This is a genomic window from Nonomuraea sp. NPDC050786, assembly GCF_040654115.1.
Classification (GTDB): domain Bacteria; phylum Actinomycetota; class Actinomycetes; order Streptosporangiales; family Streptosporangiaceae; genus Nonomuraea.
Window position 1 is genome coordinate 73,431 of the sequence record NZ_JBFAHJ010000020.1, and the last position, 13,940, is coordinate 87,370.

Genomic DNA, 13,940 nt, shown 5'->3' on the forward strand with positions numbered 1-13,940 from the left:
TCACTCTCCCATTCGGTAGCCGGCGCCGGTGACGGTCTCGATCAGCGGCGGGTCGCCGAGCTTGCGGCGCAGCGTACCGACGGTGATCCGGACCGCGTTGGTGAACGGGTCCGCGTGCTCGTCCCACACCCTGTCCAGGAGGGTTTCCGCGCTGACCGGGTCACCGCCGGCGGCGAGCAGTTGGTGGAGCACGCCGAACTCCTTGGGTGTCAGGCGCAGCAGCCGTCCGTCCCGCTCGGCGCTGCGGCGGGCCGGATCCAGGGTCACGCCGGCGGCGCGCAGCACCGGCGGGCGGGCCGGTGCGCTGCGCCGTACCAGGGCGTGCACCCGCGCGACCAGCTCGGAGAACGCGAACGGCTTGCCCAGATAGTCGTCCGCGCCCAGCATCAGCCCGCCGACCCGGTCCTCCACGGCGTCGGAAGCCGTCAGCATCAGCACCCGCGACACTCCCCGCTGGACGAGCCGGCGGCACACCGCGTCGCCGTGCACGACCGGCAGGTCCCGATCCAGAACCACCACCTCGTACGGCGTGACCTCGCACTTGTCCAGCGCGCTCTGGCCGTCGAGGGCGACATCGACGGTGAAGCCGTGCTTGCGCAGCCCCGCCTCGATGTACCCGGCAAGGGGCTGCTCGTCTTCGACCAAGAGCACACGCATCCGGGCAGTATCGCAACACCCGCATATGGAACACATATGGTCCGCCGATCGCCCACCGATAAGCGCCGGCCGATAGATGTGATCGCATCAAGGCCCGCCGGGCCGGCCTCGACGACGAAAGCATCGAGGCCCTGTTCATGACCACCTTTCGGACCACCACGCAGGAGGACATGGCGTGACTTCTGTCCTGAAGGCCCAGACGCTGGGCAAGAAGTACGGCAAGCGCTGGGCGCTGCGCGAGTGCACCGTCGACATCCCGGCGGGCCACGTCGTGGGGTTGGTGGGGCCCAACGGAGCCGGCAAGACCACGCTGCTGAAGCTGGCCGGCGGCCAGCTCCAACCGACGTCGGGCGCCATCACCGTGCTGGGCGGGAGGCCCGGGGGCACGCCCGCGCAGCTGGCCAGGGTCGGGTTCGTCGCCCAGGACACTCCCGTCTACGCGGGACTGACCGTCGCCGATCACCTGCGACTGGGGGCACGGCTCAACCCCCGCTGGGACGCCACCATGGCGCGGGAGCGCATCGCGCAGCTCGGCCTCGATCCTGCCCACCGGGCGGGCAAGCTGTCCGGCGGCCAGCGCGCCCAACTCGCCCTCACCCTGGGCCTGGCCAAGCGTCCCGAACTGCTGATCCTGGACGAACCGGTCGCCTCTCTCGACCCGCTGGCCCGCCACGAGTTCATGCAAGGGCTGATAGAGGCCACCGTCGAGCACCGGTTCAGCGTACTGCTCTCCTCCCACCTGGTCTCCGACCTGGAAAGGACGTGCGATTACCTGATCGTGCTCGTCGAATCGCGCGTGCAGGTGGCCGGGGAGGTCGACGAACTGCTGGCCACCCATCACCGGCTCACCGGCCCGCGCCGCGATCCCGACCGGCTCCCCGCCGACCAGCACGTGATCTCCGCGCGCCACACCGAGCAGCAGAGCACATTCGTGGTCCGTGCCGAGGCCCCGATCCACGACCCCGCCTGGACGGTCAGCCAGCTCAGCCTGGAGGACCTCGTCCTGGCCTACATGGACAAGCAGACCGCCGACAACCGGCGAGCCGCACTGGAGGTCCAGCGATGATCTGGCTGACCTGGCGCCAGTTCCGCGGCTCGGCCGCGATGATGGCCGCCGTACTCGGCGTACTCGCCGTCGCCCTGGCTGTGACCGGCCCGGGACTGGCCTCCGCCTACTCCGCAGGGATCGCCGACTGCACCACGGACAACACCTGCGAGAACTTCTACAACCGCTTCTTCGGCGAGTACAACCTCCCGTTCATGGCCCTGACCCTCGTCGTGCTGATCCTGCCCGCTCTCGTCGGGCTCTTCTGGGGAGCACCGTTGATCACCCGCGAGCTGGAGGCGGGCACGCACCTGCTGGTGTGGAACCAGAGCATCACCCGCACCCGCTGGCTGGCGGTCAAGCTCGGGCTCACCGGCCTGGTGGCCATGGCCGCCGCCGGCCTGTGCGGACTCATGGTGACCTGGTGGTCCGACCCCCTGGACGAGTCGGCCGCCGAGGGCATGGCCCTGATGGCTCCCCTGGTGTTCGGTGCGCGCGGCATCGCTCCGATGGGGTACGCGGCCTTCGCCTTCGTCCTCGGGGTGACCGTGGGTATGGTGGTGCGGCGCACGCTGCCCGCCATGGCCCTCACGCTGGCCGTTTTCGCCGCGATCCAGCTCGCCTTGCCGACGATGGTCCGTCCCCATCTGATGGCCCCGGTGACCGCGACCTTCGAGCTCGGCAGGGCGAACATGGAGAGCCTCAGTATCCCTCGGGAGGGAGGTGCGGCCCCGCGGCTGTTTTTGAGGGAGGCCGTTCCCGGCAAGCCGGGTTCCTGGGTCTTGACCAACGAACTGCTCGACCCGTCCGGACGCGTGACTTCCGGCGGCAGCAGCGGTGCCGGAGCCGTCATCAATGTCTCCTCGACGTCGGGACCCTGCGCACCGGGGAGTGCGGCGGCGGGCGCAGGGGACGGCTGCTTGGGCGAGGTCAACCGCCTCGGCTACCGGCAGCAGGTGACCTACCAGCCCCTTGAGCGCTTCTGGGGGTTCCAGTGGATCGAGACGGGGATCTACGCCCTGCTTACCGCCGGCCTGACGTGGTTGTCGTTCTGGTGGATCCGGAGGCGCCTGTCATGACCGCCACCAGGACAGTCATCATGACCGCGACCGCAGGGCTTGCCCTCCTGCTGGCTGCGGCTTGTACAGCGCCGACGGCGCCGCGCAGCGAGTCGAGTTCGGCGGCCAGTACGGTCTGCGCACAGCCTCAGGGCCGCCTCGCGGCGCAGACGCCCACCACGATCGACGTCATCGAGCAGGCGTACTTCTGCATTCTGGGCAACTACTACAGCGGCGCCACGATGGACGCCCGCTCACTGCTGACCGCCGGGTTCATCGCGTTGACACGGGAACTCAACCTCGACGGGCGTGATGTCCCCGAGGCGACCATGCCGGCGTTGACCGGTGACAGGAAAGCCGACTGGACCGCTTTCGAGGCCGTCTATCGGAAGGTCACCGCTCAGGTCCCCGACCTGAGCGACAAGCTGGCCGTCGTCACCCTCGAAGCCATCGTGGCCGCCCTCGGCGACAATCACGCCATGTGGGTACACGACGTCGGAGGGGCGCCCCCCGACTACTACGACGGTGACGGTTACGGCCTGGGTCTTCAGGGGAGCGTCTACGGAGCTCAGGTGAACGGCAACCCCGGCGCCGCGCTTCCCCCGCTGTTCGTCACCAGCGTGGAGGGCGGCGCGGCGCAGGCCGCTGGAGTGCGTCCGGGCGACATTATCGAATCGATCGACGGATCGGCACCCTTCATCAACGGGAAGCCCACCCCCGCGATCGCCGCCCTCTACCCGCGATACCCCGAAGCCGGCCCGGTCAAGCTGCGGCTTTTGCGGCAGAGCACCGGCCGCCGCTGGAGCGTGACGCTCAAGCCCGGCGTCTACGAGCGGGATCTGGCCGCCCTGCAAGGGGTGACGTCGAAGCTGCTGGACGACGGCACCGCCTATGTGCGGTTGCGCGGGTTCACTCCCGACTCCGCGGACCGGGTCTTCAAGGCGATCTCCCGGCTGCGCACCGGCCGCACACTCACCGGTGTCATGCTGGACCTGCGGGGCAACGGCGGCGGCAGCGCCCCTGAAGCGATCCGGCTGGTGAGCGCTTTCGCCCATGGCAAGGTCACCGCCTACCTGTGCACTGTGGACGCCAAGTGCAAAGACTTGCGGACCGACGACACCGTCAAACAGCTCAACCTGCCGCTGGCAGTGCTCACCGACCGCAGTTGCGCCTCGGCGTGTGAGCACTTCAGCTCCGCGGTCAAGGACCTGGGCATCGGCCACCTGGTCGGCACCAGGACCGCCGGTGCCATCTCCGGCCCCTCGGAGCCGTTCAAGCTCAACAACAACACCATGCTGGCCTTCCCCACCAGGCACCACCTGGGGCCGAACCGCGAGATGCTCGACCGGATCGGCGTGGCACCCGACCACTATGTGCCCCTGACCCCGAAGGACGCGGCCGCCGGGCGCGACCCCGCCCTGGCCAAGGCGCTGAGCCTGTTGGAGAAGTGAATGGACCTCTCGATGAGACAGATCCTGGCAGTCGCCGCAGGGCTGGTCGTCTTCGCCGCGTCCGCCTGCTCCGCGCCCACGGCGCCCCGGTCGGCTACCAGCCCGTCGGCCACGCCCACCGGCCCGGCCGTCCTCCCCGCGCCCACCGGCGACCACCGGGTCGGCACCACCATCCTGCATATGAACGACACCTCCCGCCCCGATCCCTGGAACCTCGACGTCAAAACCAGGGAGCTCAAGGTCACCCTGTGGTACCCGACCGAGCAAAAGGACGGGGAGCGGGCCCCGTACATGACGCCGAAGGAGTCGGACCTCTTCCTGAAGAACTCCAAGATCGCGGGCGTGCCGTCCGACACGCTGAGCAAGACGCGGACGAACGCCATCAAAGACGCCGAACCCACGGGGGAGAAGCTTCCGCTGGTGGTGCTGTCCCCTGGCTTCACCAAGCCGATGAGCTCACTCACGTCCCTGGCCGAGGATCTGGCCAGCCGCGGATACGTCGTGGCCGGCATCGACCACACCTACGAGAGCTACGTCACCACCTTGTCCGATGGGCGGGTCGCCGACTGCCTCGCATGCGACAGCGACACCGATCCGGGCTTCGGCGCGCGAGTGGTTCAGGGCCGGGCGGCCGACGTCTCCTTCGTGCTCGACCAGTTGCCATCGAAGTGGGACGGTTCCGGCCGGATCGACCGCTCCAAAATCGCGATGGTCGGCCAGTCGATCGGCGGGGCCGGAGCCATGGCGGCCATGGTGAAGGACTCCCGCATCCGCGCCGGGATCGACATGGACGGCAGCACCTACGCCCGGATCCCCAAGAGTGGATTCTCGCGACCATTCATGTTCATCGGTTCGAAGCAGCACGTCCCCGGTGGCGGCGACTCTTCGTGGGACCGTGACTGGAAGCTGCTGACCGGGTGGAAACGCTGGATCGCGGTGACGGATACAGACCACCAGGCGTTCACCGACATTCCGCTGCTGGGGGCCTCCCTCGGCATCGAACCCGTCCACGGCGTCCTGCCCGCGAAGCGCAGCGCCGAGATCGCCCGCACATACGTGGCAGCCTTCCTCGACCAGCACCTAAAAGCGCGACGGCAGCCACTCCTGGACAAGCCGTCAACGCAGTACCCGGAGGTCAAGCTCTGCCCGGAAAATTGCGGTCAATCCTGATGCCCGGCACGTTCCCTGAAGCCACCGGGGAATGCTGACCACAGCTCGCACAGGCTCAGAAGACGCGAAAAGAGGGCGACAGCGCGCGCCGACCACCCTGAAGGAACTGCTCCGACAGGAAGCTCCAAGGCCCACCGGCCGACACCCCGGAGCGGTTCAACACGACCACGGGCCAGACTGTCTTCTCCTACGAGGACCGCAGTCGGCTCGGCTCGGCGCATGACCCCCCTCAAGCAGCAGCACCTCGATCGCAACCCGATCATGCGCGGGCCGGCGGCTTTTCCGTCCTGCGCCAACTGGCCGCTGTCGTGTAAAGACCAAGGTCCGCCACACCTGCGGATCTCTGGTGCCGGCCGGACATCGCTACGAAGCGGTCTGGCTGTGGACCAAGCAGGCGCCCGCCGCGATCGGCGGCACGGTCTTCGCCACCCGCTACGCGCGGATGAGTCCCGCGCGTGCCCAACTGCGCCACTGAACCCGTGTCGTACCGCAACACGGGTATCGGCAACAGCTGCGACGGCACACCCGCGTCCGAGAAGTGAACAGCCCCACCCTGGTAGCCCCGGCGTCCGGGGAACCCCAACGCAAACACGATGGAGATCAACATGGAAAGCACCCCCAGTCAGAAACGCTCGCACAGGAGCATCGCGCTGGCCGTCGCACTGGCCGCCGTCGCATTTGCCGGCACGGCCTGCGGGAGCGGCGAGGAACCCGGCAAGACCGGGGCGTCCTTGCTGTCGCAGGCCGATTCGGCCACTCCACCTCAGCACAACAACCCCAACGAGACCTGGTCCAAGGCGGACAAACTCAAGTACGCCGCGTGCATGCGCAGCAACGGCGTGCCGTCGTTCCCCGACCCCGACACAAGCGGCGCTTTCAAACTCGACGACAACGACTCCAACACACCGCAGTTCAAGAAGGCCGAGGAGGCCTGCAAGCAGCACCGGCCGCAGAACATCCCGAGCATGACCTCCAGCAAGACCGGCGGCAGTTGAGCGTGATCCGCCGGACGAACACACTGGTGGCCGAAAGCGTCTGGGAACCCAAGCCTCGCGATCGACCGACCGGTCGCGTTCTCCACGTCTGGATGAGTCGGCGAACAGTACCCGCAACCGGAACGGACCGACGACACGTCCGAGCTGCAGCGGACCGTTGTACGGCCCAGGAGCGCACCGCCCTGGCACTGACCGAGGCGGTGACCATGCTGCCCCAGGGCGTCGAGGACGAGGTGTATGACGAGGCCGCCCGTGGCATGACCACATGGGAAAGGCCGACACCGTGACATCCATCGGCGTCCCGCCCCCGCACCCGGCCCGGGACGCCGTCCCCTCATCGGTCCGGGGCTGGCTCGCGATCCTTGCCGTGACGCTGGGGATCTTCGTTCTGATGACGTCCGAACTGCTGCCCGTCGGGCTTCTCACACCGATCGGTGCCGCGCTGGAGGTCTCCGAGGGCACCACCGCGCTCATGGTGATTGTGCCTGGACTGGTCGCCGCCGTCGCGGCACCGATCGTCACCGTGGCCACCGCCCGGATCGACCGCCGGCTGGTGCTGGTCCTGCTGATCGGGATGGTGGGCGCGGCCAACTTCGCCTCCGCCTCCGCGACCAGCTTCGCCGTCGTACTCCTTGCTCGCTTCCTGATCGGCATCAGCGTCGGCGGCTTCTGGTCCCTGGCCGGAGGCATCGCCCTGCGCCTGGTCCGCAAGCACCAGGTCGCGCGGGCCACCGCCGTGGTCTTCGGCGGCGTCGAGACCGCCTCCGTCCTCGGCGTGCCCGCCGGCCAGTGGAAGGTGGCCGACGTCTCCCGCCAGAACCCCTCCCTGCTGGCAGGCGCCGGTGACATGATCTCGACGACCAAGGATGTCCACACGTTCTTCTCCGCGCTGAACGGCGGCAAGCTCCTGCCGGCCAAGCTGCTGGCCGAGATGCGCGAGCCGCACCCCAAGAGCGACCCCCTCAACGGCCACTACGGCCTCGGCCTGTTCGGGAAGGACCTGGGCCCGGCCTGCGGCACCGTTCTCAACCACAACGGCAGCCCTCCGGCGGGCTACGCCGCGCTGATGTACAGCTCGCCCGACGGCCGCAAGACCCTGACCGCCTCGCTGACCGCAGGCTACGCCGCATTCGACCTCGCCGCTTATCCCAAGCTGCTGGACGGGCTCGTCAAGGCGGCGTTCTGCGGCGGGCAGACCACAAGCTCAAGCTGACCAGGCCATGCCGGCGGCAGTGGCCGTCGGCATGCTGCCGGTGACAGCCCCGACGCGCGCCACTCGCTCCCGCTTGCTCCGAGCCGCACGACTGCATCGGCCAGGCCCTGCTCGCAGGTGGTCATGTATGGGCAGCGGCGATCGTCATACCGGGCCTGACGTGGGCGATCCGGAGAGCGCCGGAAGATCTCGACGAAATTTTGGTGGGCGGTGTCGGATCGGGGCGGGGCTGTTCGTAGTGGGGGTGAGAGGCCGCCCATGAGGGGCGCCCCGACGGAACCGAGAAGGACGTTCCTCATGACTACCTTGACGGAGCCCGGCACAGTCACCACACGCCGCTCCAGCCGCCTGATGTGGGCGATCCTGGGGCTGGTGCTGCTTGCCGACGCCCTCGACGTGATCGATGCAACGGTCACGAACATCGCCGCCCCCACCATCGCCCGCGAGCTCAGCGGCGGTGAGAGTCTGGTGAAGTGGCTGGGACCGGCGTACATGCTCGCCATGGGTGTCCTGCTCGTGGTCGGCGGACGGCTGGGTGACAAGTTCGGCCAACGCCGGCTTTTCCTGATCGGCATGGGCGGGTTCACCCTTGCCTCGGCGGTCGCCGGGTTCTCCCCTGATCCGGCCCTGCTCATCGTTGCCAGGGTCGCTCAGGGAGCGTTCGGGGCTCTGCTCATCCCGCAAGGCATGGCGATCATGACGAAAGCGTTCGACCGCGACATGCTCGCCAAGGCGTTCGGGCTGTTCGGGCCGGTTCTCAGTCTCTCCAGTGTCGGCGGACCGGTCCTGGCCGGATTCGTCATCAGTGCCGACGTGTTCGGTCTGTCCTGGCGCCCGATCTTCCTCATCAACATCGTCCTTGGCGTTACCGGGCTGATCATGGCCGCCAAGATCCTGCCGCGTGACGACGACGCCGACCGGTCCGCCGTCGTCGACGGCTGGGGCTCCGGCCTGCTTGCCGCAACCATGATCGGGCTGCTGTACGGCCTGATCGAGGGCTCGACCAACAGCTGGGGCGTCATCCCCGTCGCCTCGATCACCGTCGGTGTCCTGTTCTTCGCTGCCTTCGCCTACCGTCAGCGCACCGCGACGCACCCGCTCATCAAGCCCTCACTCATGAAGAACCGGGGTTTCACCTCCGGATTGCTCGTGTGCCTGGCCGCCGTCGCCGCCGGCACCGGCCTGCTCTTCGTGCTCTCCCTGTTCCTGCAGCAGGGGCTGCACGCCAGCCCGAGGGACACCTCGCTCGGACTGGTGCCGCTCACCCTGGGGCTCGTCGCCGCCGGGTTCGCCGCCATGGGTGGCCTGGTCACCAAGCTCGGTCGCCGGCTCGTCTTCATCGGCCTCATCGTCGACCTCGTCGGTTGCGGTTGGGTGCTGGTCCTCGTCGCTCACTCCGGGACGAACGTCAGCCTCTGGGCGCTGGCCCCGGCCTTCTTCGTCATCGGCGTCGGCATCGGCCTCAGCTTCGCCACGATCCCCGTCGTCGCTCTCGGCGACGCGAAACCTGACGAAGCCGGCAGCGCCAGCGGCTCGTTCAGCTCGATCCAGCAACTCGCATCAGCGATCGGCTCGGCCGCGGTCACCTCTATCTTCTTCCAAGCCGCAACCTCCGGACTGGACCACGCGATGAAAGTGAGTCTCATCGTCGTTCTGGCCGTCACCGTCCTCAGCCTCCCGGTCGTCGCCCTGATGCCCCGCAAGGCACCGTCAGAACCCCACCAGTGAGCAACCGACTTCCGCCGCCGCTGGGGAGCTCTCGACGTCCGCACTCACGGCGCCGGCGTCGAGCACTTCCACCACCACATCGTCGGCGAGCTCGCCCTCACCTACGAGAGCATGGACCTGCGCGGAGCCCGGCCTGTCCATGACGATCTACACCGCCGAACCCGGCTCCCCGTCCGTGGCACAGGCGCGGAGCATCTGGCCGACCAGGCGGCGCCGGCGGCCGGGGGCGGCGTCTTTCGGTGGCGATGATGCCAATGATCACCATCCCGCGACGGAGGTCTCACGCAGGCAGCGGATGAACTGCGACTGGAGCGGTGTCACGCCCTTCCTGGTGGCCGCGTACACGATCCTGGTCGGCTCGTCCTCCAGCGGTGCCAGCGTGATGTCGGGGCGGATGGCGCCCGCCGCCAGTGACGGTACGAGCGCCAGCCCCAGTCCCGCGGCGACGAAGCCCTGCTTGGCGGTCCACTCCCTGGCCGCGAAGGCGATGTGTGGCCGGAAGCCGGTGCGCCGGTGCAGGGCGATCAATGTCTCCGAGCCGTCGGGGAAGCCCTCGATCCAGGACTCCCCCTCCAGCTCGGCCAGGCGCAGGCTGCTCCTGCCCGCCAGCCGGTGTCCCGCGGGCAAGGCCACCAGCAGCGGGTCGTCCAGGAGGCGGTGCAGGGTGAACCGGTCCGCCTCCAGCGGCCTGCCCGGGTAGGCGCTCACCACCGCCAGGTCGATCTCGCCGGCCCACAGGCGGGCCAGCAACGGGCCGGTCGTGCTCTCCACCAGCGACAGGACCACGCTCGGGTGTGCCCGCCCGAACGCGGCCATAGCGCGAGGAACCAGATCAGCGTCCGCGGTGTCGAACGCTCCGACGCGCAGCTGGCCCACCTCGTGCAGATCGTGCTTCGCCGCCGCCAGCCTGGCCAGGATCGCGATCGCATGCTCCAGCAGGCGGCGGCCCTCCTCGGTGAGCTCCACACCGCGCGGATGACGATCGAACAGGACGACCCCGAACTCGCCCTCCAGGGACGCGATCTGGCGTGACACCGCGGACTGGGTGTAGCCCAGTGCCTCCGCCGCCGCCGTGAAGGTCTTCCTGGCGGCCACCTCGGCGAACACCTCCAGCCAGGAGACATCCATGACGCTTCCCCCACCGATGACCCGACATGCGAGTTTCGCATGATAGCGATGCCAGACATTCGTTGGTCACATCGACGTCGAAACCCTACGGTGAGCGGCATGAAGATCGGACTGTACGGGCTGCACCGCGACGAGAACGTCGACCCGGATACGCTGGCCAGGCGGGCACGGCTGGCCGAAGAGATGGGCTTCGAGTCGATCTGGGTGGGTGATCACATCGCGATGCCGCCCTCCTCGGATGAGCAGGGCCGCCTGGAGGCCGTGGTCACCCTGGCCCATCTGGCGGCGCTGACCACCACGATCAAGCTCGGCTTCGGCGTTCTGGTGCTGCCCCAGCGCCAGCCGGTCCTGCTGGCCAAGCAGCTCACCTCTCTCGACCTGCTCTCGCGGGGCCGCCTGATCGTCGGCATCGGCGCGGGCTATGTGGAGCAGGAGCTGGCCGCCATGGGGGTCTCACTGACCAGCCGTGGTGCCCGTACGGACGAGTATCTGGCCGCCATGCAGGCTCTTTGGGGCGATCGGCCGTTCGCCGGAGAATTCGTGGCCTTCACGGACGTGGTGCAACGTCCACGCCCGCAACGCCGCCCGCCGATCGTGGTCGGGGGCCACTCCCGGGCGGCCATGCGCCGGGCGGTTCAGTCGGCCGACGGCTGGTATGGCGTCTACCTGACGCCTAAGGAGGCGGAACGCGCGCTGTCCGACCTCCAGGACGCGGTCAAGCTCTACGACAGGCCGGCGGGCCTGGATCCACTGGAGATCACGATCACCCCGCCCCCAGGCCCCGTCGATCGGGAGAGCGTCCAGCGCTACGCCGCATTGGGCGTCCACCGGCTGACGATCCAGCCACTGGACGCCGAAATGGAGGCCACGGTGAGAGCCGGCGCGGAGCTGGTGGGAGCCTGAGTCGACGAGCCGTGACAGCGCTCGTGGGCTTGCGGTGGGGCATTGATGTGCTTGCGCGCGGGATGGGGTGGCGGCGGTGCAGCCCAAGATCCTGTTACGGGTGAGAGATACCGATGGCGCGGAGCGCGATGAGTTTTGCGGCAACCGGTGGTCTGAGCCTGTGAGTGACCGACCGCTGAGGCATGAGCCGATCGAACGGTGGACGCTGATCGGCGCTCATGCAAGAGCACCCTGAGGGCGTTGGGCCCGTGCCGGGACTGGCCCGGCTTGGGACGAAACACATGGAGGCATGGGGATGCGGAAGTTGATTCTGGGCTTTTACGTCTCGCTCGACGGTAAGAGCGCTGACGGGGACAACGGGATCCGGGACGTCATGATGAGCATCGACGACCCCCAGCAGGAGCGGTATTTCGTCAGCCGGCTGTGGGAGGCCGGGGCCTTCCTCATGGGTCGCAACACCTACGAGATCATGGCCGGATACTGGCCCAGCTCCGACCACCCGTCCGCCAAGGCCATGAACGAGATCCCCAAGGTCGTCTTCTCCCGCACCCTGCAGGCCGCTGACGACTGGCCCGAGACTCGGATCGCCGGCGGTGACACGGCGGAGGAGATCGCCAAGCTCAAGGCCGAGCCCGGCAAGGACCTGGTCGCCGCCGGCGGCACTGCGTTCATGCATTCCCTGATCAAGCTCGGCGTGGTCGACGAGTACCGGCTGTGGGTGCTGCCCGCCGTCACCGGCAAGGGCGCGCCGCTGTTCCCCGAACTGGACCAGGCCGTGAAGCTGCGCCTGGTGAAAAGCACGGCCTTCCCGTCCGGGGTCCTCGAGCTGGTGTACGTGCCGGCCGACAAGCAGGACCCGGCAAGCGACACCCGGTGACGACGGCACCGGGGGCCGGCGCCTGCCCGTCCCCGGGCCGTCCAATTCTCGGACCAGGTTGCGCGTGCCGCTTGGCGCCAGCGGGGCAGCGGCGCTTGATCGGCAAGCAGCCGGCCAAGCTCGGCCACGTTGACCGCAGGCCTGGTGACGGCCTCCAAGGTGAATCGCCTGTCAACTCTCGGGTGGACGCTCGTAGCGGGTGGCGAGCGCGGCGGCGCGCTTGCGCAGGGCGGTGCGCAACCACTCCGGGGCCAGGGCTTCCGCGTCCATGGCGAGCTGCCAGAGCGCCCACACGGCGTGTCGTGAATCCTGGAAGGTCACCTCCAGTCGGAGCCGGCCGTCCGGCTCGGGTTCCTCGGCGAGTACGGCCAGCGCGGTGCCCAGCAGCTCCTCGCGCCGCTTCGGGTTCATCCGTACCAGCACCGAGACCTGGTCGCCGCCGGTCCGGAACCGCGTGCTGCGTTCCTGCCAGGCTCGGCCCAGATCGACCCGGTCCGGTCGCTGTGCGGGTTCGGGGAGTTCCTTGGCGGCCAGGATCCGGGACAGCCGGTACGTGCGGTCCGCGCCGGATCTCGTGGCCAGCAGGTAGCCCCGGTCTCGAATGGTGACCAGGCCGATCGGGTCCACCGTCCGCCACTTCGGGGTCTGGTCCACGGCCGCGTAGTGGATCTGCAGCTTGCGCCCGGCGAACACGGCGCGCAGGACCTCGGCCGCTATGGCGTCAGGCACCTCCTCGGCGACCAGCCGACGCGAGAGGAGGTCGGTCTCCGGGTCGATGAGCAATCGCTCGGCCGCGCCGGCCGCGGTGTCCCGATAGCTCTCGGGTAGCGCGTCAACCACCTTGAGCATCGCCGAAGCGAGCGCCGAGCCGAGGCCGAATGCCTGCGCGCCGCGCCGCGATCCGGCGACCAGCAGGGCAAGGGCCTCGTCGGGATTCAGGCCGGTGAGCTCGGTACGGAAACCGGGCAGCAACGCGAAACCGCCGTGCCGGCCGCGTTCGGCGTAGACCGGGACGCCGGCTGCGGACAGCGCCTCGATGTCGCGCAGCACGGTGCGGGTGGACACCTCCAGCTCGCGGGCGAGCGCGGCCGCGGACAGCCGGCCGTGCTGCCGCAGCAGCAGGACCAGCGAGACCAACCGGTCGGCACGCACGCGAAAACATTACCGAAATACACGACACAGGATGTCGTGATTTGTTGGGAGGCTCATCCACGCGACCAGGCGGCTGCCGAGCCGATGGGCGTACTTGATCTCGATCAATCGAATGGAGCTGATATGGCAATGGAGCGAACGGCGGTCAACCCGTGGGCGTGGTCGGTGGAGATGGGCTACAACCAGGGTGAGCTCGTCTCCGGGCACACCCGGACCCTGTACGTGTCCGGCCAGACCGCGATGAGTGGCGAAGGCAAGCCCCAGCATGCCGATGACATGGCGGCGCAGTTGGCGCTGAGCCTCAACAACCTGGAGGCCGTGCTCGGCGAGGCCGGCATGTCCCTCGCGAACCTCGTCCGGCTCAACGTCTACACCACCGACGTCGATCGGCTCTTCCAGCACTACGGCGTGCTGGCGGCGCGGTTGGGCGCCGCCGGCGTGGCACCGTCCACCACGATGCTCGGGGTGACCCGGCTGGCGATCCCCGACCTGATGGTCGAGCTCGAGGGGACCGCCGTGGCGTGATGCACCTCGCCGCCTCCGGCAAAGCTGCCGGAGGCGGC

14 protein-coding genes and 1 pseudogene are annotated in these 13,940 nt (G+C 68.7%); 12 read left to right on the plus strand and 3 right to left on the minus strand.

Going from position 1 to position 13,940, the window contains the following annotated elements:
* Positions 1-657, minus strand: coding sequence for a response regulator transcription factor (locus AB0H84_RS31330; RefSeq protein ID WP_357611991.1), 657 nt, complete (start codon positions 655-657; stop codon positions 1-3).
* Between the two features lie 175 nt (positions 658-832).
* Here AB0H84_RS31330 and AB0H84_RS31335 point away from each other — a divergent pair, with 175 nt between their 5' ends.
* The 9 genes and pseudogenes from AB0H84_RS31335 to AB0H84_RS31375 all read left to right on the plus strand — a co-directional run.
* Positions 833-1,723, plus strand: a complete 891-nt coding sequence (locus AB0H84_RS31335; RefSeq protein WP_357611994.1) for an ABC transporter ATP-binding protein — start codon at positions 833-835, stop codon at positions 1,721-1,723.
* Positions 1,720-2,781, plus strand: a complete 1,062-nt coding sequence (locus tag AB0H84_RS31340; RefSeq protein WP_357611997.1) for an ABC transporter permease — start codon at positions 1,720-1,722, stop codon at positions 2,779-2,781. The genes AB0H84_RS31335 and AB0H84_RS31340 overlap by 4 nt, the downstream gene beginning before the upstream one ends.
* Before the next feature lie 20 nt (positions 2,782-2,801).
* Positions 2,802-4,211, plus strand: coding sequence for a S41 family peptidase (locus AB0H84_RS31345; protein WP_357612000.1), 1,410 nt, complete (start codon positions 2,802-2,804; stop codon positions 4,209-4,211).
* 12 nt (positions 4,212-4,223) lie between these two features.
* Positions 4,224-5,381: an alpha/beta hydrolase gene (locus tag AB0H84_RS31350; protein ID WP_357612003.1), complete on the plus strand. Its 1,158-nt coding sequence runs from the start codon at positions 4,224-4,226 to the stop codon at positions 5,379-5,381.
* A 346-nt stretch (positions 5,382-5,727) separates the two neighbouring features.
* On the plus strand, positions 5,728-5,856 hold the full coding sequence (locus AB0H84_RS31355; protein WP_357612006.1) for a hypothetical protein: 129 nt from the start codon (positions 5,728-5,730) through the stop codon (positions 5,854-5,856).
* Positions 5,857-5,974: 118 nt separating this feature from the next.
* Positions 5,975-6,376 carry a hypothetical protein gene (locus AB0H84_RS31360; RefSeq protein ID WP_357612008.1) on the plus strand — a complete coding sequence of 134 codons (402 nt, stop codon included), beginning with the start codon at positions 5,975-5,977 and terminating at the stop codon, positions 6,374-6,376.
* Positions 6,377-6,641: 265 nt separating this feature from the next.
* On the plus strand, positions 6,642-7,589 hold the full coding sequence (locus AB0H84_RS31365; RefSeq protein ID WP_357612010.1) for an MFS transporter: 948 nt from the start codon (positions 6,642-6,644) through the stop codon (positions 7,587-7,589).
* Between the two features lie 297 nt (positions 7,590-7,886).
* On the plus strand, positions 7,887-9,317 hold the full coding sequence (locus AB0H84_RS31370) for an MFS transporter (protein WP_357612013.1): 1,431 nt from the start codon (positions 7,887-7,889) through the stop codon (positions 9,315-9,317).
* 63 nt (positions 9,318-9,380) lie between these two features.
* A pseudogene (locus AB0H84_RS31375) lies at positions 9,381-9,566 on the plus strand (hypothetical protein); the annotation flags it as partial.
* Between the two features lie 9 nt (positions 9,567-9,575).
* On the opposite strand, the gene AB0H84_RS31380 reads toward AB0H84_RS31375, so the two are convergent.
* Complete coding sequence (locus AB0H84_RS31380) at positions 9,576-10,445, minus strand: LysR family transcriptional regulator (RefSeq protein ID WP_357612016.1); 870 nt, start codon at positions 10,443-10,445, stop codon at positions 9,576-9,578.
* 99 nt (positions 10,446-10,544) lie between these two features.
* Between AB0H84_RS31380 and AB0H84_RS31385 the strand changes: the two genes are divergently transcribed.
* The gene (locus tag AB0H84_RS31385) at positions 10,545-11,348 is read left to right on the plus strand and encodes a TIGR03619 family F420-dependent LLM class oxidoreductase (RefSeq protein ID WP_357612018.1); all 804 of its coding nucleotides are present in this window, start codon (positions 10,545-10,547) and stop codon (positions 11,346-11,348) included.
* Positions 11,349-11,643: 295 nt separating this feature from the next.
* Positions 11,644-12,225, plus strand: coding sequence for a dihydrofolate reductase family protein (locus tag AB0H84_RS31390; protein WP_357612021.1), 582 nt, complete (start codon positions 11,644-11,646; stop codon positions 12,223-12,225).
* Positions 12,226-12,396: 171 nt separating this feature from the next.
* On the opposite strand, the gene AB0H84_RS31395 is transcribed toward AB0H84_RS31390, so the two are convergent.
* On the minus strand, positions 12,397-13,377 hold the full coding sequence (locus tag AB0H84_RS31395; protein WP_357612024.1) for a WYL domain-containing protein: 981 nt from the start codon (positions 13,375-13,377) through the stop codon (positions 12,397-12,399).
* A gap of 129 nt (positions 13,378-13,506) precedes the next feature.
* Between AB0H84_RS31395 and AB0H84_RS31400 the strand changes: the two genes are divergently transcribed.
* The gene (locus tag AB0H84_RS31400; RefSeq protein WP_357612395.1) at positions 13,507-13,902 is read left to right on the plus strand and encodes a RidA family protein; all 396 of its coding nucleotides are present in this window, start codon (positions 13,507-13,509) and stop codon (positions 13,900-13,902) included.
* Positions 13,903-13,940 lie beyond the last annotated feature (38 nt).

Excerpts from the sequence above, each read along its gene's own strand:
- AB0H84_RS31380 (WP_357612016.1), bottom strand. The coding sequence starts at position 10,445 with ATGGATGTCTCCTGGCTGGAGGTGTTCGCCGAGGTGGCCGCCAGGAAG.
- AB0H84_RS31370 (WP_357612013.1), top strand. The coding sequence starts at position 7,887 with ATGACTACCTTGACGGAGCCCGGCACAGTCACCACACGCCGCTCCAGC.
- AB0H84_RS31390 (WP_357612021.1), top strand. The coding sequence starts at position 11,644 with ATGCGGAAGTTGATTCTGGGCTTTTACGTCTCGCTCGACGGTAAGAGC.
- AB0H84_RS31360 (WP_357612008.1), top strand. The coding sequence starts at position 5,975 with ATGGAGATCAACATGGAAAGCACCCCCAGTCAGAAACGCTCGCACAGG.
- AB0H84_RS31365 (WP_357612010.1), top strand. The coding sequence starts at position 6,642 with ATGGGAAAGGCCGACACCGTGACATCCATCGGCGTCCCGCCCCCGCAC.
- AB0H84_RS31340 (WP_357611997.1), top strand. The coding sequence starts at position 1,720 with ATGATCTGGCTGACCTGGCGCCAGTTCCGCGGCTCGGCCGCGATGATG.
- AB0H84_RS31400 (WP_357612395.1), top strand. The coding sequence starts at position 13,507 with ATGGAGCGAACGGCGGTCAACCCGTGGGCGTGGTCGGTGGAGATGGGC.
- AB0H84_RS31385 (WP_357612018.1), top strand. The coding sequence starts at position 10,545 with ATGAAGATCGGACTGTACGGGCTGCACCGCGACGAGAACGTCGACCCG.
- AB0H84_RS31345 (WP_357612000.1), top strand. The coding sequence starts at position 2,802 with ATGACCGCGACCGCAGGGCTTGCCCTCCTGCTGGCTGCGGCTTGTACA.
- AB0H84_RS31350 (WP_357612003.1), top strand. The coding sequence starts at position 4,224 with ATGAGACAGATCCTGGCAGTCGCCGCAGGGCTGGTCGTCTTCGCCGCG.
- AB0H84_RS31330 (WP_357611991.1), bottom strand. The coding sequence starts at position 657 with ATGCGTGTGCTCTTGGTCGAAGACGAGCAGCCCCTTGCCGGGTACATC.